Raw genomic sequence first — 20,107 nt, 5'->3', positions numbered from 1 at the left:
ATGGGCATCAGAGTGTTGCCGGGGGCTGCCGTTGCGGCGGTCAACTCCGGCTCGATCTCGCGCGTGACGCTCGTGGTCGGAGCCGTCACCCTCATCTCCACCGTTCCGGTGCTTCTCGAGACGCTGCTGGTGCGCGGTCGCGCGCACGAATTGCCCCTGCCACTGCTCATGCTCGCGGTGATGTTCCTCGGCGTGCTGGCAGCGATCCTTCGCCCTCGAGTCTCCGTGGTGCTCGCGTATCTCGTCGTCGGGGGAGCAGCGGGCGCCGCCTATCAGGTGGCCCTGTTGCATGCGCAGCCTGCGCTGCTCGATGAGGCACTGTTCCTGCTCAATCGGCCCATGCTGGCCTTGACCGCGGTCGGTGCCGCCGTGACGACCGCGCGAGTGGGAATCGGGTGGCTCGCACTCGGGTTCGCGGTCGCGACCGCGAGCGGGTTCTCGGCATCCGCCATCGCAGAGGTTCCGTACCGGCCGGGGTTCGGCCCGGCGATGGTACTGGTGGTGGGATCAGTCGCGTACCTCACGCTCGCAGCCGTGCAGCGCCGTGCACGCGAGCGGATGCCGAACTTCGACGAGCTCGAACGCGAGATGCTGCAGATCGCGCACGGCCAGCGGCTCGCGAAACGCACGACCGCAGTCGTGCACGACACCCTGCTCGGCGACCTCGCGGTCATCATGAATCTTCGCGGTGCGATCGATCACCGCACGAGTCAGTGGCTGCGCACCGATCTCGACACCGTGAAGCGCGCCGAGTGGCTCTCAGCCAACCCCGCCGCGGGCGACAGGGCAGGCGATCCCGATAGTGCGGGCGATCCCACCAGCGACCGCGCCGGTGGCGATGCCGGCACGGATGCGGCGAAGCGACGCTCGGGCGGCAACGACCCCGCGACCGCATCCCACGAGCGCAGCTTGAGGCAGGCCCTCGCGGAGCTGGTGCCCGAGTATCAGTGGCGCGGACTGTCGGTGCAGCTCACCATCGCCGACTCGGCGGACGAAAGGCTCGGCGCGGAGGCGTCCGCGGCGCTCGTGGCCGCGGTGCGTGCCTCGCTCGAGAACGTGCTGCGGCACTCGGGCGCTTCGAGCGCCGAGCTCGACGTCATGGCCGACGATCAGGAGCTCGCCGCGTTGATCGTCGACCAGGGAGTGGGCTTCGATCCCGACGAGGTTCGCGACGACCGCCTCGGCTTGCGCGTCTCGGTGCGCGAGCGCATGGAGGGCGTCGGCGGCCGTGCTCGCATCTGGTCGTCGCCCGGCGTCGGAACCTCCGTCATGCTGACCGTGCCGGCACCGCTCGAGGGGGCGTCATGACCGCGCATCGGCCCTTCTTCCGCCTATCGGCGCACGAGACCGACCCGGTCAACTGGTTCACCGGCTCCCTCGTGCCGCTCGTGTTCGGCGCGCTCGCTCTGGCATACGGCACCGCCTTCACCGTGCTGAACTGGGACGCCGGAGGCAGCCCTCTCCTGCAGTTGTTCGCCGTCGCGCTTGCCTTCGGCGGATGCATGGTGGTGCACGCGATCAGCCGCCCATTGCGACCGCCAATCGGCTGGGCGGGCGCCGCGCTCGCGCTTTCCATGTCGACAGCGGCGTTCCTCCTCTCGGCTCTCGGCTATGCCGAGGCGCGGATCGGTATCGAGCTCTGGTGGGCGCCGTTCGGACTCGCCCTCACGCTGGGCAGCCTGGCACCTTACCTGCCGGCGCGAGCTCTCCTGATGCTGGGCTCCGCGGCCACGCTGACCGCGGTTCCGATCGCTGCGTTCGCCGTCTCGGGCAGCTGGGGCGAGTGGGGGCCGGTCGGCGCCATGTTCATCATCGCTTCGCCGCTCACCAGCGGCATCGCCGCGTCGACCACCTTCTCGGTATCCGTGGTCGCTCGGATGCTGCCGCTGCTGGAACAGCGGGCGAAAGCCAAACTCGCGCTCGACGCATCGCGCGGGGCGCGGGTCGAGGCGATGGAGCGACGACGGCTGGCGAGCTTGACGGCGCCGGCGGTGCCGTTCATCGAGCGCGTGCTCGAGGCGGGCCGAGTGGAAGAAGCAGACCGGGCCACGGCGCGCGACCTCGCGCGCGGCATCCGCGATCAACTGGTCTCGGCATCTCGCCTCACCTGGCTCGACTCGATGGGAGACGATCGGATCTCGGTGAGCGATCCCGCACAGTCGGCCGAGCGCATGCGGGCCGACCAGCGGGTGGCGTTCGGCGGGATGATCAGCGCGATCATCGACCAGCTCGACGCGGGTGCCGGCACGGTGCGCGTCGAGCTGCGGGGCACTGAACGCGGAGCCACCGCGGTGTCGGTGAGCATCGATGCCCAGCTTCCAGGCGACGGGCTGCAACTGCGGCTCGCGCCGTACTTCCTCGCGCTGCGCGGAACCGTCGACGAGTTCCGGATGGACGATGGCGCTCGGCTGCGGATCGCGTTCACCATCCCCGGGCATTCCGGGATGCCGGGAGCAGGGGCGACGTAGCAACCTCCCGCCGCTGACGCTCGGTTCGGGACTTTCGCCTCTTCGAACCTCGATCGGCGCTGCAGAGGATGACGAGCACGGTATCTGTGGCGCGGTCTCGACCGCGCGAGCCAAGGAGCCCGAGCGAAGGAGCCGACGTGGCGAACGAGGTGGCGAACGGCGCACAGCAGGGATCGAGACAGCAGGGATCGACACAGCAGGGATCGACACAGCAGGATTCGACACAGCAGGAATCGACGCCGAAACCGCAGCTCGAGGAGCACGCGGCGGACCCCCGGGTCGAGCGAGTCGTGCTCGCCGGCGACGGTGGGCCGGCCGGCGAGGGCGCACTGCGATGGGTCGCCCACCGCAGCAAGCATCACCGGCTCGATGTCGAGGTGCTGACGGTCGCCGAGCCCGACCGGTTCATCGGCGGGCGGGATGCAGCGGCGTTCCGGCGTGAAGCCGAAGAGGTGGCTGAGCGCGCTGCGCGTGCGCTCGCGGCGCTCGCGCCCTCGACGAGGATCAGCACACGCGTCGAGGAGGGTGATGCGCGCGACCGATTCGAAGAGGCATCGATCTCGGCCGACCTGGTCGTGGTCGGAAGCTACAGGGTCACGCGACTCGCCGATGTGCTTCTGGCATCCACGTTCTCCGTCAAGTTGGCCGAGGCGTCGTGGTGCCCTGCCGTTGTTGTTCCGCGCGAGTGGGAACCGGGACCCACCGGGCCGGTCGTGCTCGGCGTGGAGGGCGACGACAGCGACAGCGCGGCGGCCCGCTTCGCGGCGCGGGAGGCAGGTGTGCTCCGGCGCCCGCTGAGGGTCGTGCATGCATGGTTTCCGCCGTCGCTCGAGCGCTCCTCTGAGCTCGCGGAGACGCGCATGGAGCATCAGCGCGTGTTGCAGCGCGAGATCGCTGAGCTCGATGTGCGGAGCCCGGGGCTCAAGATCGAAGGCGAGTTCATCGAGGATGACCCCGTATCGGCACTCCGGAATGAGGCCAGTACGGCCGAGATGCTCGTGATCGGGTCGCATGGACGCGGTCGCATGGACCGGTACTTCCTGGGCTCGGTGAGCCGCTCGATACTGCTGCATCCCGCCGGGGTGACCGCGGTGGTGCGTCCGAAGCACGGGGAGAGCTGAGTGGGGTGCGGAATCCACGGCGATCGGCCCCCTCGCCCTCGACCATAACGGGGCTGCCCTTCGACGCGGTGCTCTTCGACCTCGACGGCGTCGTCACGAACACCGCCTCAGCCCATGCCGCAGCCTGGACCGAGCTGTTCGATCCGATTCTCTCGAGCAGAGGACTCCCGCCGTTCGATCCGATCGATGATTACCTCGAGTACCTCGACGGGCAGACGCGCGAAGACGGGATCCGCCGTTTCCTCTCGTCGCGGGGCATCACGGCCCCGAGGGGCGACGCGCGCGATCCGGCTGGGACATGGAGCCTGGCCGGGCTCGGCAAGAAGAAGAACGACCTGTTTCTCGCACGTATCGCGGCGGAAGGGGTCGGCGTGTTCCCGGCGACGGCGTCTCTCCTGCAGCGTCTGCGCGCGGGACGCGTCGCTGTCGGACTCGTGTCGGCGAGCCGCAACGCCCACCCCGTCATGGCAGCAGCCGGCGTGGACGACATGTTCGACACGGTCATCGACGGGCACGTCGTCGAGCTGCAGCATCTGAGCGGCAAGCCCGACCCGGCGATGTTCATCGAGGCCGCTCGACGGCTCGGCGTGAAGGCGGAGAAGACAGCGGTCATCGAAGACGCGATCGCCGGGGTCGAAGCGGGTCGAAGGGGCGGATTCGGACTCGTGGTGGGAGTCGATCGCCTGGGTCAGCGCGAAGCGCTGGAGGCCGCTGGAGCCGACATCGTCGTGGATGATGTCGGCGAGCTCGACCTCGGCGAGTCACGCGTGCACCCGTGGAAGCTCGTATACGAAGGCTTCGATCCCGCGCACGAGGGGCACCGCGAGGCATTGACCGCCTTGGGCAACGGCTACATGGCAACGAGGGGAGCGAGTCCCGAGTCCCACGATGACGGCGTGCACTATCCGGCCACCTACCTCGCCGGTGTGTACAACACCGCCGAGTCTGTCGTGCACGGGCGCGCGGTGCGTGAAGAGCAATTGGTGAACGTGCCGAACTGGCTGCCGCTCGACATCCGTATCGGAACGGACGGCTGGTGGTCGCGCGACTCATATTCGACGACTGGCGAGCGCCGAGAACTCGACCTGAAGGCCGGCGTGCTGACCCGCTCTCTCGTGCTCGGCACCGAAGCCGGCGAGCGATTGGCGATCGTGCAACGCCGGTTCACCTCGATGCACGACCCCCACCTGGCGGTGCTGCAGACCACGGTGACGCCGCTCGGGTTCAGCGGCACCGTCACGATCCGCGCCGGCGTCGATGGATCCGTTCACAACGCGAACGTGCTCCGCGACAAGGGTCACGGGTCCTCGCACCTGACGGGGTTCGCCTCGACGTCTCTCCCAAACGGCGATCGTCTCTTCGAATCCGTGACGTCTGCCAGCGGCATCCGCATCGCGATGGCCGTTCGGGTCGCTGTGTCGGGGGCGGAACCTGAACGCGTGAGGTCGCAGGCCGCCGGCCGCGGGTATCAGCACGAGTTCCAGTTGCGAGTGAGTGATGGGCTCCCCGTGGTGATCGCGAAGACCGTTGGCGTCGCCACCTCGAGAGATTCCGCGATCACGTCGCCCGCAGCCGGAGCGGCGGCGGTGCTGCACCGCAACTCCGGTGACGTCGAGGAGCTGCTGCGCCGCCACGAGCGGGTCTGGACGAGCCTCTGGAGCCGGTTCGCCATCGACATCGACGCCGACCGGCATTGCCAGCTCGTGCTGAACCTGCACATGTTCCACACGCTGCAAACGATCTCGCCGCACACCGCAGCACTGGATGCCGGAGTGCCAGCACGTGGCCTCCATGGCGAGGGCTACCGAGGCCATGTGTTCTGGGATGAACTGTTCGTCATCCCGGTGATCGGGCACAGACTTCCGCACGTCAGCCGTGCGCTGCTCGAATACCGCTGGCGCAGGCTCCCGGCCGCCCGCGAGATCGCTCGTGCCGAGGGCGCGACCGGGGCCTGCTTCCCCTGGCAGAGTGCCGGCGATGGCACTGAGCAGACGCCCACAGCTGACTACAACCCCCTGTCAGGACGGTGGGTGGCTGATCACTCCGCTCTGCAGAAGCACGTCGGCTTGGCGGTCGCATATGACGCCTGGCAGCACTTCCAGCTCACCGGGGACCTCTCATGGCTCGCAGAGCAGGGAGCAGAGCTCATCATCGAGGTCGCGCGCTACTTCGCATCGCTGGTGGTGCACCGTTCCGGAGACGAACGAGCGCACATCTTCGGCGTCATGGGACCTGACGAGTATCACGACGGCTACCCTGACGCGCCCGGCAAGGGGCTTCATGACAACACGTACACCAACGTCCTGGCGGCCTGGACGTGGGAGCGGGCACTCGACTCGCTCGCGGTGCTGGAAGGCCACGCGGCTGAGGCGATCCGGGAACGTCTCGCCGTCGACGATGGTGAGCTCGACCGCTGGCGTGTCCTGAGCACGTCGCTCGCCGTGCCGTTCAGTCCCGACGGGCTGCTCGATCAATTCGAGGACTTCCACCGCCTTGAGGAGCTCGACTGGGAGGGCTACCGCCTGCGATACCAAGATCTCAGCCGGATCGATCTGATCCTGGAGTCCGAGGGCGACACATCTCTGCGGTACAAGGTCACAAAGCAGCCTGACGTGCTGATGCTGCTCTACCTGCTCGGTCGTGAAGGCCTGCAGCGACAGTTGGGGAGGCTCCGCTACCCACTGCCATCCGACGATCTCGACCGCACCGTCGAGTTCTACCTGAAGCGCACCGTGCACGGCTCCACGCTGAGCCGCGTGGCGAACGCCGCAATCCTCACGGAGGTCGATCCGGCACGAGCGTGGTCGGTGTATCGGGCAGCTCTCGTCGCAGATCTCGACGACACCCAGGGCGGGACGACGAGCGAAGGCATCCACCTCGGAGCGATGGCCGGCACTGCCGGACTGACCGTCCACTCATTCGCCGGGCTTCGAACCGAGCAGAACAGCTTGCGCCTCTCACCCCGACTCCCGTCGAGGATCAAACGGCTCCGGTTCGAGGTCTGGTACCGAGGTCACCGTGTCGATGTGACCATCGAGGCCACAGGCGCCGACGTATCGCTGCGTCGCTCGACCGCCCCGCCTGTGCGCGTCGGGGTGGACGGAGCGGTGAAGCTGATGGGCGGGGGAGATGCGCATCGCTTCCGCCTTCGACCCGCGCGGGACGAAGGCCCCTAGGCGTGCGCCGCAGTGACGGGCAGCGTGTCGATGTTCCGCTCGTTGCTCGTGAAAGGGAGGGCCATGTACGCGAAGATCGGTGATCGCCTCGTCGTGCACAGCGCCCACGTGGACGAACCTGATCGGGATGCTGAGATCCTTGAAGTGCAGTCGGCCGACGGCTCGCCTCCGTACCTTGTGCGATGGTCTGACAACGGGCACACCGCGCTCATCTTCCCGGGCGCCGACGCGCACGTCGAGCATTTCGGAAGTGCTCCACCGGCCGAGTGAGGTGTCGGGGCGGTCGCTCATTGCACGTCGCGCGATGCGTCTGCACCCCATGGGTCTGCACCCCATGGGTCTGCACCCCATGGTCAGTGGCGCGCAGTCAGCGTCGCGACAGGCGCTTCTGCAGCGTGTCCACCGCGATCACCACCGCGGGTGCGGCAATGGCGAACGCCCACCCGAGTGGAGTCGGCCAGCTTCCGCCGAGCAGTGCGCTCACGCTCGGCACACCGAGGAAGACCATCAAGAGCGCAGCTTCGGCGGCGATCGCCCAGAGCAGCTGACGATTGCCGAGCAGCCGAAGCGAGAAGACGGCAGTGGTCTCACTCCTGCAGGCGAACGCGTTGGCCATCTGAGACGTCGCGATCACCGCGAATGCGCTGCCCGATGCCATGGCCAAGAGGTTCCCGTCCGGCACAGCTCCCCACGTCCACCCGCCCGAGAGCAGCACCGCTGCGAAGGCCCCGAGAGAGAGGGCGGCCTCGACCGGTCCGAGCAGCGCGAACGCCCGCCCCAGCACCGTCCCGTCGATGAGGCGACGCCTCCCGGGCGGTCGGGTCATCGCCCTGCGGCTCGGAGGCTCGACCCCGAGGGCCAGGGCCGGCAGCATGTCGGTGCCGATGTCGAGCGCGAGCACCTGCAGCACCCCGATCGCCAACGGGAACTCGCCGCCGGTCGACGCCCAGGCGACGAACGGCGCGAGCTCGGCGACGTTGTCGGTCAGGTGGTACGTCAGGAAGCGGCGCGCGTTCGCGAAGGTGGTGCGTCCTTGCCGGATGGCCGCGACAATGGTGCCGAAATGATCGTCAAGGAGCACCAGATCGGCGGCTTCGCGGGCGACGTCGGTGCCGCTGGCCCCCATAGCGACGCCCACATCCGCCTCTCGCAGTGCCGGACCATCGTTCACCCCGTCGCCGGTCATTGCGACCACGTGCCCTCGGGCCCGCAGCACGCGCGCGATCCGCACCTTGTCGGCCGGTGTGACGCGTGCGACCACAGCGCCCTCGGGTCGGTCGAGGGTCGCCGCGAGAATCTCGTCATCGGCGTCAAGGGGCGAGGTCAGGGTCGCGCCGCCTTGGAGCAGTAGTCCGACCTCCCGCGCGATCGCGACGGCCGTGCCGGGATGATCGCCGGTGACCATGACGAGTCGGATGCCGGCGCCTCGGCACGCCTCGATGGACTCCCGCACATCGGGGCGAGGCGGATCCTCGAGCCCGACCAGGCCCAGCAGGGCTAGCCCGGTCTCCGCCTGCGGTCCGGCTGTGCCGCGGGCGACGGCGAGCACGCGCCGGCCTCGGCGTGTGAGGTCGTCGAGCGCTGCTGCGGCACCGGCCGGTATGCGCGCGCAGCGGTCGAGCACCCGCTCAGGTGCCCCCAGCACGTGCGACTCGTGGTCGAGCGTCGCGGAGCTCAGCATCCGTTCGCCGGTGTAGGGCGCTCTCGCACTCGGTTCCAGATCTGACGCGGCGATTCCGCAGCGCAATGCGAGAACCCAGAGCGCGCCCTCCAACGGGTCGCCATCGCTTTTCCACTCGCCGCTCCTCAGCACCGCTCGGCCGGTCACGCACAGGGCCGCCGACCGGGCGAGCTCGCCGAGTACCGCGCGTGCTTGCTCGCCCCCGCTGATGGAGGCTTCCGGCGAGTATCCGTTTCCGTCGATCGTGACCGAGCCCGACTCCGTCCAGACCTCGACGGCCGACATGCGGTTCTGGGTGAGCGTCCCCGTCTTGTCGGTGCAGATGATCGTCGTCGAGCCGAGAGCCTCCCCCGAATCGAGCCGGCGCACCAGTGCCTTCTTCTCGGCCATCCGTTGGGCACCGAACGCGAGCGACAGCGTGACCGTGGGAAGCAGCCCTTCAGGGATCAACGCCACAGCCACGCCCACTCCGAAGAGGAACGCCTCGGCCCCGGCGAGACCGAGCGTCAGGCCCATCGCTGCCAGACCGGTGCCCGTCAGCACCGCGACCAACGCGATGATGCGCACGACGCGATTCAACTCTCGCGTCAACGGGCTGGGAGGCCGGCGGGTGGACCTCGCAAGTGCTGCGATGCCCGCGAGCTGGGTCGCCGAGCCGGTGGCGGTGACCTTCGCGCGCGCGAGCCCCTGCACCACGAAGGTCGCGGCGATCAGCGGCTGGCCCTCGCCCCGATCGACAGCGAGGCTCTCACCGGTGACCATCGACTCGTCGACGCGGAGCCCCTCGCTTCCGACGATGACTGCATCGGCCGGAATCCGGTCGCCGGCGGAGAGCAGCAGCATGTCGTCGCGAACCAGCTCGGCGGCATCGATCGTCACGGGTCGCCCGTCGCGAACGACGCGCGCCGAGGCCGGCATGAGCGAGGCCAACCGGTCGAGCGAACGGTCGGCGCGGTGCTCCTGCCAGAAGGCGAACACGGCGTTGAGCACGATGACGGTCACGATGGCGATCGCGAGCGCAGGAGTGCCGCTGAGCAGCGCCATCCCTGCGGCAGCCCACAGCAGCAGCGCCATCAGATGCGTGAACTGGCGAGCGAGCGACCGAAGCGCCGACGGGCGCCGCAGCGCCGGAAGGGTGTTCGGCCCGTCGACGGACAGTCGTTGGCGCGCGACCGCCGACGCCAACCCCTCGGCAGCCCCGCGTTCGGCAGCGCCGCGCTCGGCGGAGCCGGTTGGTGAGGGCTCGACCGGCTCAGTCACGTCAAGTCTCGGGTGTGTGCCGGGTCGGGGCGGATTCGGTCGCCGTCGATCGCTCCATGCACAGATGTTCCCGCGAAGAGGGTCTGCCGTCGAGAGGCGGAGCGACTGTGCGATGACGCCGTCAGCTCGCCGCCGTACGAGACCACCGGCTGTTCCGTCAACGACCGGTGCGGGACCAACGACTCTGGGGGCCTTGGTGCGACCGGCTGACAATCTCGCCAACGAGGTACCAACGAGCACCAACGAGCCACCAACGAGCCATTCGGATCGGGTGATATGACCAAGGAATACGTGGTTCCCTTCGCCGCTGTCGGCATGGGCGATATCGCTGCAGTTGGCGGCAAGAACGCTTCGCTCGGCGAGATGATCCGCTCTCTGGCGGATGCCGGCATCCGCGTGCCGGAGGGCTTCGCCACTACGGCCGCCGCCTATCGGGCGTTCCTGAAGGCGAACGGCTTGGAGTCCTTCATCCGGGAGCAGATCGAGCAGTACCACAGGGGCGCTGTCACGCTGCGCGGGGCCGGCGATGCCATACGCGGCGCCATTCTGGCGAGCCCCTTCCCTCAGGATTTGAGCGCCGCGGTCATCGCTGCGTACGGAGCGCTCCCGGTGACGCCAGGAAAGGCCCGCGCAACCGTCGCCGTCCGCAGCAGCGCGACCGCTGAGGATCTCCCCGACGCGAGCTTCGCGGGTCAGCAGGAGACCTTCTTGAACATCAGCGGCGACGATGCCGTGCTCGAGGCCTGCCGGCGATCGTATGCCTCGCTGTTCACCGATCGCGCCATCAGCTATCGCGAGGTCAAGGGGTTCGACCACCTCGAGGTCGCACTGTCGGTTGGAGTGCAGCGAATGGTGCGTTCCGATGTCGGAGCGTCCGGAGTCATGTTCTCCATCGAGACCGAGACAGGGTTCCCGGATGTCGTCGTCATCAGCGGCGCATGGGGCCTCGGTGAAACGGTCGTGCAGGGGATGGTGAACCCCGACAAGTACATGGTCTTCAAGCCGTTCCTCGATGACCCGTCTCTCGCTCCCATCATCGAGAAGACGATCGGCGCCAAGGCGCGGAAGATGGTCTATGCGGTGGAGGGGATGCCGGGGACCCGTCTAGCGGAGACCCCTGAGCAGGAGCGTCGCGCATTCGTGCTGAACGACTCCGAGATCATCCAGTTGGGGCGCTGGGGCGTTCGAATCGAAGAGCATTACGGCAAGCCCATGGACATGGAGTGGGCGAAGGACGGTGTCACCGGAGAGCTCTTCCTGGTGCAGGCGAGACCCGAGACGGTGCAGGCGCGGAAGAGCGATACGCAGTTCACGGTGCACCATCTCGCGTCGACCGGAACCGTGCTCGCCACTGGTGCCGCCGTTGGCGACGACATCGCCGTCGGGCAGGCCTGCGTGATCGCGACAGCGTCGGACATCGAGCGCTTCCGCGACGGGTCGGTGCTCGTCACCGAGATGACGGACCCCGACTGGGTGCCCATCATGACCCGGGCTGCGGGAATCATCACCGACCGTGGCGGCACGACGAGCCACGCTGCGATCATCAGCCGAGAACTCGGCATCCCTGCGATCGTCGGCACCGGCGACGCGACGTCTGCAGTGGCTGACGGCCAGACGATCACGCTGTCCTGCGCCGAAGGAGATCAGGGACGGGTGTACGACGGTGAGCTCCCATACGAGTCGGAGACCATCGAGCTCGCGCAGTTGCCCGCCACCCGAACCGCCGTGATGGTGAACATCGCTACTCCGGCGACGGCGTTCCGCTGGTGGCGCCTGCCGGCGGCCGGCGTGGGGCTCGCCCGCATGGAGTTCATCATCGAGAACGAGATCCGCATCCACCCCATGGCGCTGGCCCACCCCGATCGAGTGAGCCGCGACGACGATCGGCGCACGATTCAGGAGCTCACCGAGCCCTACGGCGATCCGGCCGAGTTCTTCGTGGAGCGTCTATCGCTCGGGATCGCCAAGCTCGCGGCGCCGTACTCCCCGCATCCGGTCATCGTGCGACTCAGCGATTTCAAGTCGAACGAGTACGCCCAGCTCGTCGGCGGCGAAGACTTCGAACTCGACGAGGAGAACCCGATGATCGGGTTCCGCGGAGCGTCGCGCTACTACAGCGAGCGGTACCGTGACGGGTTCGAGCTGGAATGCCGCGCGCTGAAGCGGGTGCGAGACGTGATCGGATTCCGAAACGTCATCGTGATGGTGCCGTTCTGCCGGTCGATCGCTGAGGCCGACCGCGTGCTGGGAGTGATGGCCGAGAACGGATTGGTGCGTGGTGAGGACGGTCTCGAGGTGTACATGATGTGCGAGGTGCCGTCGAATGTGATCCTCGCCAGCGAGTTCGCTTCACGCTTCGACGGGTTCTCGATCGGGTCGAACGACCTCACCCAGCTCGTGCTCGGCGTCGACCGTGATTCCCAGGCGCTGGCCGAGCTGTTCAGTGAACGAGACGAGGCCGTCACCCGCTTCATCGCCCAGGTGATCGATGACGCTCATGATGCCGGGATCAAAGTGGGGATCTGCGGTCAGGGCCCCAGCGACCATCCGGACTTCGCCGAGTTCCTGGTGTCGCGGGGGATCGACTCGATCTCGCTGAATCCCGACAGCTTCGCCAAGACGGTCACCGTGATCGCTGAGGCCGAGCGGATGCGGTCAGCCTCCAGCGCCGGGCTGCGGTAGGCCGCGGCTTCTCATGGAAAGGGACGACACCGTGCAGGAAGACACATCGACCGACCCGCTCGCCCTGGCCCGAGAACTCGAGCGCTCAGCCCGGGCGGTGGCAGACGCGGTCTCGTCGTTCTCGAAGCCCTCGGAGAGCACCGAGGTGCTCAGCGTGCTGAAGGCCGCACAGGAGACCGTCGCCGCAGCCTATGCGGAGCTCGCCTCCTGGCACGGGCGAGCGCAGTTGGGCGTGCATCATGCGGGGGAGCACGACCCGCGGGATCCGCAGAACCCCGGATGGGTCCGCGCTCAGGTGGCGCTCGAGGAAGCTGCGCAGTACGCCGCTGACGCGGCGGCTGCGCTGGAGCGCGCGCGATCGGCCAACATGTCAGCCCGCTGGTTCGACGAGATCAGCGACGACGGCGTCTGAGCGGCGGGACGCGTGCCGCATCCCGCCGGCTGGGACTGGTCGATCGCGCGGGCCGACGACGAAGCGTTCGATGCACGATCTCGAGGCACACGCTCGCCGCTGCCGCAGTGCCGATGCCGACGGCGAGTGCGTCCGCAGGGGGTTGCGCGAGTTCCAGGAACCGCCAGGCGAATGGGATCATCAGCACGAGCACGAACCCCGCGTATGCGCCCACGACGATGCTCGCCGTCAAGACCGTGAAGGGCCGGGCGAGCACGACCAGCACCCACAGCGCGCTCAGCGTGAGGGTGATCACCGCCGTGGTGCGCACCTCGGCCGTCGGCACACCCGTCGCGAAGGAGTACCCCGATGCGGCGATCACAGCCGCGCCGACGATGATCCCCGAGGGAATGCAGAACCGTGCAGCGCGCCCGAGGAAGCCTCGCCGGTAGACGGGCGCATCCGGCAGCAGCGCCAGCGCGATCGCCGGCAGCCCGATCGTGAGCCCATCGACCACGGAGAGCTGTCGGGGCAGGAACGGGAAGGGCAGCAGGAGCGCACCGAAGGCCACTCCGAGCATGATCGCGTACACGGTCTTCGAGAGGAACAGTTTTGCCAGCCGTTCAACGTTCCAGATCACCCTCCGGCCCTCGGCCACGACCTCCGGAAGGCTCGTGAACTGGTCATCGAGCAGCACGACATTCGCGACGGCTCGTGCAACTGGAGTGCCGGTGCCCATGGCGATCGCCAGATCCGCGCGTTTCAGCGCGAGAGCATCGTTGACTCCGTCGCCCGTCATGGCGACCGTGCGCCCGAGCGACTGCAGGGCGAGCACCATGGCCCGCTTCTGCTCCGGGGTCACCCGCCCGAAGATGCGCTCCGTGCGAAGCGTCTCCTGCAACAGCGTCGGGTCAGACGGCAGCGTGCGGGCGTCGACACCGACGAGAGGGCCCTGTATCCCGGCCTCGGCAGCGACGGCGGCGACCGTTCTCGGGTCGTCGCCCGAGATGACGTAGAGCTGCACTCCCTGCTCGGCGAAGTAGCGGATGGTCTCCGCCGCGTCGGGGCGCACGCGTTCCCTGAGGGCAAGAAGCGCGACCGGCGTCAACGTGCGAGGCAGGTCCGGCGCCTTCCCGTCCTCGCGGTCGGGAAGCGGTTCCAAGGAATGCGCGAGCAGGAGCGTTCGGCTGCTCACCGCCATCGACGCCGCGCGTTCCTCCAGGTCGCCCGATGCGCCGAGCCGGGGGAGGAGGACGTCGGCGCCGCCGAGCACCCAGGTGCCGGCAGGCCCACGGGGGAACTGCGCCCCGCTCCACTTGTGGCGGCTCGAGAAGGGCACCGTGCGCGAGGGAGCAGCATCCGGCTCTGAACCGAATGCCGCACCGATCGCCAGGGTCGTGGCGTTCGCCGCGAGATCCGACGAGAACCACGCCAGCGCGCTCTGCCAGCCCTCGACGCCGTCGCCGAGAGTCTCGACGCGGTCGAGCACGAGCGAGCCGTCGGTCAGCGTGCCGGTCTTGTCGATGCACAGCGCGTCCACTCGGGCGAGGATCTCCACAGCCGCGAGCTCGTGCATCAGCACGCGACGGCGAGCGAGTCTCGCCGCTCCCACCGCGAGCGCGACCGAGGTCATGAAGACAAGGCCAGCGGGAACCATCGCGATGATGCTCGCGACCGCCGCCACGGCCGCGTCACGCCACGCGCCGCTCGAGAAGGCCGACTGCCAACCGCCGACCGCCTGCATCTGACCGTTCACGATGACCGCCCCGAACGGAATCAGTGCGAGCGAGACCCATCGGATGACGCGGGCGATCGACTGGCGCAGCTCGCTGTCGACCAGGGAGAACCTCCTGGCCTCCGCGGTGATCCTCCACGCATACGACTCAGTGCCGAGCCGCACCACTCTGGCGAGTCCAGCACCGCCGACGATGACCGCGCCGCTCAGCAGTTCGCGCCCCGCCGCGGCGAGCACCGGGTTCGCTTCACCCGTGAGCGCCGACTCGTCGACCTCCAGCCCTTGCGACTCGACGACGACCGCGTCGGCCACGAGCTGCTCGCCAGGCCGCAGCACGAGCAGGTCATCGAGCACGACGTCGGCCACCCCGCACTCGACGTCTTCGCCGTTCCGCCGCGCGAGCGCTCGAGGCGCATTCAGGACCGCGAGGCGGTTGAGCGTGTGCCGGGCACGCAACTCCTGAGCCAGCCCGATACCGGTGTTCGCGAGCACGAAGAAGCCGAAGAGGGCGTCCTGCCAAGCTCCCAAGACGAGCAGGAACAAGAAGCAGCCGCCCACCACCGCATTGAAGACCGTGAGCACGTTGGACGAGAAGATGCGCAGGATCGACCGCACGGAGTCGTCCGGCACCGCGTTCCGCAGACCCTGAGCGAATCGCTCCTCGACTTGCGCGGTCGTCAGACCCGGCGGCGAGAGACGCGACCGCCTACCGACGTCGGAGCTTGGCCCCATACACCGCCGCCTGGGTTCGTCGCTCCATTCCGAGCTTCGTGAACAGCGCCGAGACGTAGTTCTTGACGGTCTTCTCCGCGAGTTCCAGGCGCTCGCCGATCTGTCGATTGGTGAGCCCGAGCGTGATCAGTTCCAGCACCTGCAACTCGCGGAGCGTCAGAGCCGAGAGCAGCGCTTCAGGGTCTTCGACCGATGGCTGTGGCGATGGGTCGCGCGCAGGCGCGGGGTCGATGAGCGATCGACCGCTGGCGACGCGCCGGATGGTCTCGATGAGACTCCGGCCGCGGATGTCCTTCACCAGGTATGCCGATGCGCCGGCGATCGCGGCCGCCCGGTTCGCGTCGGGATCGTCGAACGCGGTGAGAACGATGCAGTGCACCGTGGGATGACTGCTGCGAACCTCGTGGCACACCTCGATTCCGCTGCCGTCGGGCAGCCGCACGTCGATGACCGCCACGTCGGGAAGCGTGGCCGCGATTCTTGACACCGCTTGGCGTGCTGTGGCTGCTTCGCCGACGACGGTCAGCTCCGATTCCCCGTCCAGCAGGTCGCAGAGGCCCCTGCGCACGATCTCGTGGTCGTCCACGACGAACACGGTCGTGATCCGCCCGACCTGCCCGCCGGGGGTCACGGGTGCGCTCCCGTCGCCACAGCTCCCGGAATCCGGGCGCTCCATTCGAGCATGGTCCCTCCGCCGGGCCGGGGTCCGAAGGAGAGCGCGCCGTGCCAGCGCGCCGCGCAATGCTCCATGCTCGCGAGCCCGCCCCGTCGCTCGGGTTTGCCGATGCCTATTCCGTCGTCGAGCACCAGGAGCGCTGCGCGCTCGGCGTCGACGGTGACCGAGATGAGCACCTCGGATGCGTGTGCGTGCCGAGCGATGTTCGTCAGCGCTTCGCGGAGCACCGCCAGGAAGTCGTCTGCCAGGTCATCAGAGAGCGAGACGTCGAGCGGGCCCGAGAACGTGATGCTCGGGGCCGATGGCAGCAGCTCGGTCATCTCGTCGATCAGCCCCGAGACCCGAGTACGGAGGGGACGCCCTCGCTCCCACCCGGCCGCGTCGTTCGGCAGGGCGAAAATCGCCTGGCGGATCTCGCGGATGGCGCTCTCGAGCAACGCCGTGAGTTCCGCGAGTTGATCGCGCACGCCGCGATCGTCTGCGTGGTCGGCCATCGCCTGCGTGCGCAGACCGGCTCCGAGGAGGGGCTGGATCACGCGATCGTGCAATTCGACGGCGATCCTCGAGCGCTCCTCGAGGCGGATGGAGCGCTCGCGCTCATCGGTCTGCCCATGACTCAGCCGGTCCGGCACCCGGCCGAACCCGGAGTCCCGCGAATCCGGGACGGAAACGTCTTCGTTCTGCTCGGTCATCGCAGCCGCCCTCGCTGGTGGAGGCCCCGCGAGCGCCATGGTACTCGGGTACACTCGCACGAGCGAAGGGGAGTATCCCACCTCGCCGTGATCGTCAATACGGGCAGTTCGGATGCTGCCCCGGACGCGGCGGCGGCCGCCGGCGCAGCCGGCAGCCGCGGGAGAGACTTTCGGGTCCGTCTCTACCCTTCTCTAGGAGCTCAATGGCCCTCCCCGTGTGGTTCGAGATCGCCGCGTTCGTGGTGCTCACGCTGATCCTGATCGCCGATCTGCTCATCATCTTCAAGCGGCCGCACATCCCGTCGGTGAAGGAATCGACGCTCTGGGTGAGTTTCTACGTGGTCCTCGCACTGTGCTTCGCGGGCGTGCTGTTTCTCGTCGGGGGGCGTGACAAATCACTCGAGTTCGTCGCCGGCTGGCTGACGGAGTACAGCCTCAGCGTCGACAACCTGTTCGTCTTCGTGCTGATCATGGGGCGCTTCGCGGTGCCCAGGAAGTACCAGCAGGAAGCGCTCATGGTGGGCATCATCCTCGCGCTGATCTTCCGGGGCATCTTCATCCTGCTCGGCGCACAGCTCATCGAGAACTTCAGCTGGATCTTCTACATCTTCGGCGCGTTCCTCGTCTACACGGCTTGGACGCAGGCGTTCTCGAGTCACGAGGATGAAGAGGCCACCGAGAACAAGCTCATCGCCTGGTTGCGTCGCCGCATCCGCATCTCCGACGAGTACCACGGCGCCAAGGTGCGCGTCACGATCGACGGTCGACGCATGTTCACTCCGATGCTCATGGTGTTCATCGCCCTCGGCACCACCGATCTGATCTTCGCGATCGATTCGATCCCGGCGATCTTCGGCATCACGCACGACCCGTTCATCGTCTTCACCGCGAACATCTTCGCGCTGATGGGTCTGCGGCAGCTCTACTTCCTGCTCGGCGACCTGATCGACCGACTCGAGTACCTCAAGTACGGAATCGCGTTCATCCTCGCGTTCATCGGTGTGAAGCTCTTCTTCCACGCCCTGCACGTGAACGAACTGTTCTTCATCAACGGCGGCGAGCCTGTCGAGTGGGCGCCGGAGATCAGCACGGGCCTGTCGCTCGCAGTGATCGTCGCGGCCATGCTTGTGGCGGTCGTGGCGAGCCTGGTCAAGGCGAGGATGAGGGGCGAGGAGCTCCACGTCGGACCGCACGAGAATGCCGAGGAGCTGCCGCGCGACGACGACTCGGCACGGTGAGCGAGCGCCTGCCCCCGCGATTGGTACCGTAGAACGGGTGTTCCGCCCTCGTCAGGGGGGTGGCACGGGGCTGCGATCGCAGTCGCCGATCGGCGTGAGGGGATGTCTGCGTGAGTCAGCAGAGCTCGGTTGCGTTGCCGCACGGGCGCGTCGACGTCGTGGCCTCGGCACGCACCGATGTCGGGCAGGTTCGGCGCGTCAACGAAGACGGCTTCCTATCGCAGCTGCCGGTGTTCCTGGTCGCGGACGGCATGGGCGGCCACGCCCGCGGTGATCTCGCGAGCCGCACCGTCTGCGAAGTGTTCGCTGACCGCATCGAAGCCGGCCGTCCCACGACCCCGGAGCAGGTGCTCGACGCGATCGAGACGGCCAACGCGAGCGTGCGCCGGGTCGACCCGAGCGCGATGTCGGGCACGACCCTCTCCGGAATCGCGTTGGTCGGCACACGCGACGGCGCTCAGCACTACTGGATGGTGTTCAACATCGGCGACTCGCGGGTCTACGGCTGGAATGGCTCGGAGCTCGCTCAGCTGAGCGTCGACCACTCTCTCGTGCAAGAACTGCTGGATGCCGGGCGGATCGGCGAGACGGAGGCGTTGACGCACCCGCAGCGCAACGTGATCACGCGGGCGATCGGTGCAGCCGAGCAGGTCGACTCCGACGTGTGGCTGATCCCCGCGAAGGGGCGGCAGACGTTCCTCGTGTGCTCCGACGGTCTCACCAAGGAACTCGCCGACACTGATATCGCCGAAGTTCTGGCGGGGGCCGCCGCCTCGAGCGAGAACGTTGACCGACGGCCTCAGACGCCGATCGCCGAACTGCTCGTCCAGCGGGCCGTGGCCGCCGGAGGCCGCGACAACGTCACCGCGCTCGTGGTCGACGCCATCGTCCATGGCCGAAGCGGCGATGGTGATGGTGACTGTGACGACGAGACGACGATCGATCGCAGCGGCGTCGCCCGGGAGCTTGAAGACACGCTGCCGAGGAGGCCGCGGCCGTGAGCGCTCATATCGTCCGCTATCACGCAGCGGCCCCGGGCCGCTGGCTCGCTGTTGTCACCGATGGGCGAGCCGCCGTGGTGCACACGGGTGCGGACGCCCAGCTCGCCGGCGACCTCGCCACCGCTCTCGCGGGTGGGCTGCCGACCGCTCTCGACCGACTGCTGCGCGACGGCATCGCCTCGCTGCCCTCGTTCGCCCTCCTCGAGTGGACGCCGGACTCCGACGGGACGCTCGAGGTGCACGGCCTCCTGCGCGGCGAGGCGATCGTGGAGCTCGCTGGGGCGTCGGGAGACAGCGAATGGGAGGCATCCGGCGTCACGACTTGGCTCGAGCAGCGCACCGCCGGTGTGACATCGCTGCGAATCGACGTACCCGACGACGCCGATGCGATGGCTCTTCCACTCGGTGCGGGAGCGGTATGGGTGTCGCGCTTGACCGTCAGCGAGCGCGGTAGTGCTGCTTCGGCGACCAAGACCAGCGGTGCCGCGGCTGCGCACAACGCCGGGTCTGCACGCGCCGCCACGGAGGTGGGACCAACAGTTCGACTGGCCGTGCCCGCCGCTCAGGCTGCGGTGGCGCCGCTCGAGCAGACGATCGCCGACCTCTCCGACACCGCCATGCTGGATGAACGTCGCGGGTTCGGGGCGCAGACAGCGTACGACCATCTCTTCGACGCGACCATCGTGCGCACCATCGAAGAGGCGGCCGTGCGCGCTGACGATGCCGAGGCCGCGCCGGGCGGAGGGCACCCCGACGCGCTCGAAGCCGGCGCTCTCGCTGCGACGGCGGAGCCACAGGCGGGCGACCACGACGGACTCACCATCACCACCGCCGACCTCGCAGCGATGCGGGGGAACCGCGCCGAGGCGAGCACACCGCGCGCATCCGCGGCGCCGACACCAAGCCACCAGTACTTCCTGAAGCTTTCGACCGGCGCGGAGCATGACCTCGACCGCCCTGTGCTCGTCGGCCGAGCGCCGAGCGTCAGTCAGGTTCCGGGCGGCAGTCTGCCGACGCTGCTCGCGCTCTCGGGCGAACCTGACGTATCGCGGAACCATGCACGATTCGATGTCGAAGGCGACACGGTGCTGGTCACCGACCTGCACTCGCGCAACGGCACGGCGGTGACACTGCCGGGGAAGGCTCCGCAGCTCATCCGCAAGGGGGAGCCGACGCCCGTGGTCACCGGGGCTGTGATCGACTTCGGCGGTGGAACCACGATCACGGTGTGCGAGCGCTGATGCCGGGCGACGA

General features: G+C 68.3%; 14 protein-coding genes. 10 read left to right on the top strand and 4 right to left on the bottom strand.

Annotated features, from left to right (window positions below; translation table 11 throughout):
- The 5 genes from ABV606_RS02070 to ABV606_RS02050 all read left to right on the top strand — a co-directional run bounded on the left by ABV606_RS02070 (position 1) and on the right by ABV606_RS02050 (position 7,035).
- Entirely contained in the window at positions 1-1,308 is a 1,308-nt protein-coding gene (locus ABV606_RS02070; RefSeq protein WP_353988157.1) for a sensor histidine kinase, read from the top strand.
- The gene (locus ABV606_RS02065; RefSeq protein WP_353988156.1) at positions 1,305-2,468 is read left to right on the top strand and encodes a hypothetical protein; all 1,164 of its coding nucleotides are present in this window, start codon (positions 1,305-1,307) and stop codon (positions 2,466-2,468) included. Before ABV606_RS02070 ends, ABV606_RS02065 begins: the two co-directional genes overlap by 4 nt.
- Positions 2,469-2,605: 137 nt before the next feature.
- Positions 2,606-3,589, top strand: a complete 984-nt coding sequence (locus ABV606_RS02060; protein WP_353988155.1) for a universal stress protein — start codon at positions 2,606-2,608, stop codon at positions 3,587-3,589.
- A 68-nt stretch (positions 3,590-3,657) separates the two neighbouring features.
- A complete protein-coding gene (locus ABV606_RS02055; RefSeq protein WP_353988154.1) occupies positions 3,658-6,765 on the top strand; it encodes an HAD-IA family hydrolase in 3,108 nt (1,035 codons plus the stop codon).
- 12 nt (positions 6,766-6,777) lie between these two features.
- The gene (locus ABV606_RS02050) at positions 6,778-7,035 is read left to right on the top strand and encodes a DUF1918 domain-containing protein (RefSeq protein WP_353988153.1); all 258 of its coding nucleotides are present in this window, start codon (positions 6,778-6,780) and stop codon (positions 7,033-7,035) included.
- Positions 7,036-7,132: 97 nt separating this feature from the next.
- Here ABV606_RS02050 and ABV606_RS02045 read toward each other — a convergent pair whose 3' ends face one another.
- Entirely contained in the window at positions 7,133-9,706 is a 2,574-nt protein-coding gene (locus ABV606_RS02045) for a cation-translocating P-type ATPase (protein ID WP_353988152.1), read from the bottom strand.
- Between the two features lie 276 nt (positions 9,707-9,982).
- Here ABV606_RS02045 and ppsA point away from each other — a divergent pair, with 276 nt between their 5' ends.
- A complete protein-coding gene (ppsA, locus tag ABV606_RS02040; protein ID WP_353988151.1) occupies positions 9,983-12,388 on the top strand; it encodes a phosphoenolpyruvate synthase in 2,406 nt (801 codons plus the stop codon).
- Between the two features lie 13 nt (positions 12,389-12,401).
- On the top strand, positions 12,402-12,800 hold the full coding sequence (locus tag ABV606_RS02035; protein ID WP_353988150.1) for a hypothetical protein: 399 nt from the start codon (positions 12,402-12,404) through the stop codon (positions 12,798-12,800).
- Here ABV606_RS02035 and ABV606_RS02030 read toward each other — a convergent pair.
- From ABV606_RS02030 to ABV606_RS02020, 3 genes are all read right to left on the bottom strand, one after another.
- Positions 12,781-15,144 carry an HAD-IC family P-type ATPase gene (locus ABV606_RS02030; RefSeq protein ID WP_353988149.1) on the bottom strand — a complete coding sequence of 788 codons (2,364 nt, stop codon included), beginning with the start codon at positions 15,142-15,144 and terminating at the stop codon, positions 12,781-12,783. The two genes, ABV606_RS02035 and ABV606_RS02030, sit on opposite strands and share 20 nt — an antisense overlap.
- A 76-nt stretch (positions 15,145-15,220) precedes the next feature.
- Positions 15,221-15,877, bottom strand: coding sequence for a response regulator transcription factor (locus tag ABV606_RS02025; protein ID WP_353988148.1), 657 nt, complete (start codon positions 15,875-15,877; stop codon positions 15,221-15,223).
- On the bottom strand, positions 15,874-16,614 hold the full coding sequence (locus tag ABV606_RS02020) for a sensor histidine kinase (protein ID WP_353988147.1): 741 nt from the start codon (positions 16,612-16,614) through the stop codon (positions 15,874-15,876). The genes ABV606_RS02025 and ABV606_RS02020 overlap by 4 nt, the downstream gene beginning before the upstream one ends.
- A 203-nt stretch (positions 16,615-16,817) precedes the next feature.
- On the opposite strand from ABV606_RS02020, the gene ABV606_RS02015 reads away from it, so the two are divergent.
- The 3 genes from ABV606_RS02015 (at position 16,818) to ABV606_RS02005 (ending at position 20,094) form a co-directional block, all read left to right on the top strand.
- Positions 16,818-17,852, top strand: a complete 1,035-nt coding sequence (locus ABV606_RS02015) for a TerC family protein (protein ID WP_353988146.1) — start codon at positions 16,818-16,820, stop codon at positions 17,850-17,852.
- A 110-nt stretch (positions 17,853-17,962) separates the two neighbouring features.
- Positions 17,963-18,853, top strand: coding sequence for a PP2C family protein-serine/threonine phosphatase (locus ABV606_RS02010; RefSeq protein WP_353988145.1), 891 nt, complete (start codon positions 17,963-17,965; stop codon positions 18,851-18,853).
- Positions 18,850-20,094 carry an FHA domain-containing protein gene (locus tag ABV606_RS02005; protein WP_353988144.1) on the top strand — a complete coding sequence of 415 codons (1,245 nt, stop codon included), beginning with the start codon at positions 18,850-18,852 and terminating at the stop codon, positions 20,092-20,094. The genes ABV606_RS02010 and ABV606_RS02005 overlap by 4 nt, the downstream gene beginning before the upstream one ends.
- The last annotated feature ends 13 nt before the right edge of the window (positions 20,095-20,107 follow it).

Source organism: Ruicaihuangia caeni (genome assembly GCF_040536845.1).
Taxonomy (GTDB): Bacteria; Actinomycetota; Actinomycetes; order Actinomycetales; family Microbacteriaceae; genus Ruicaihuangia; species Ruicaihuangia caeni.
Note: the sequence above shows the minus strand (reverse complement) of the source record. Positions and strands in the feature narration are given on the sequence as shown.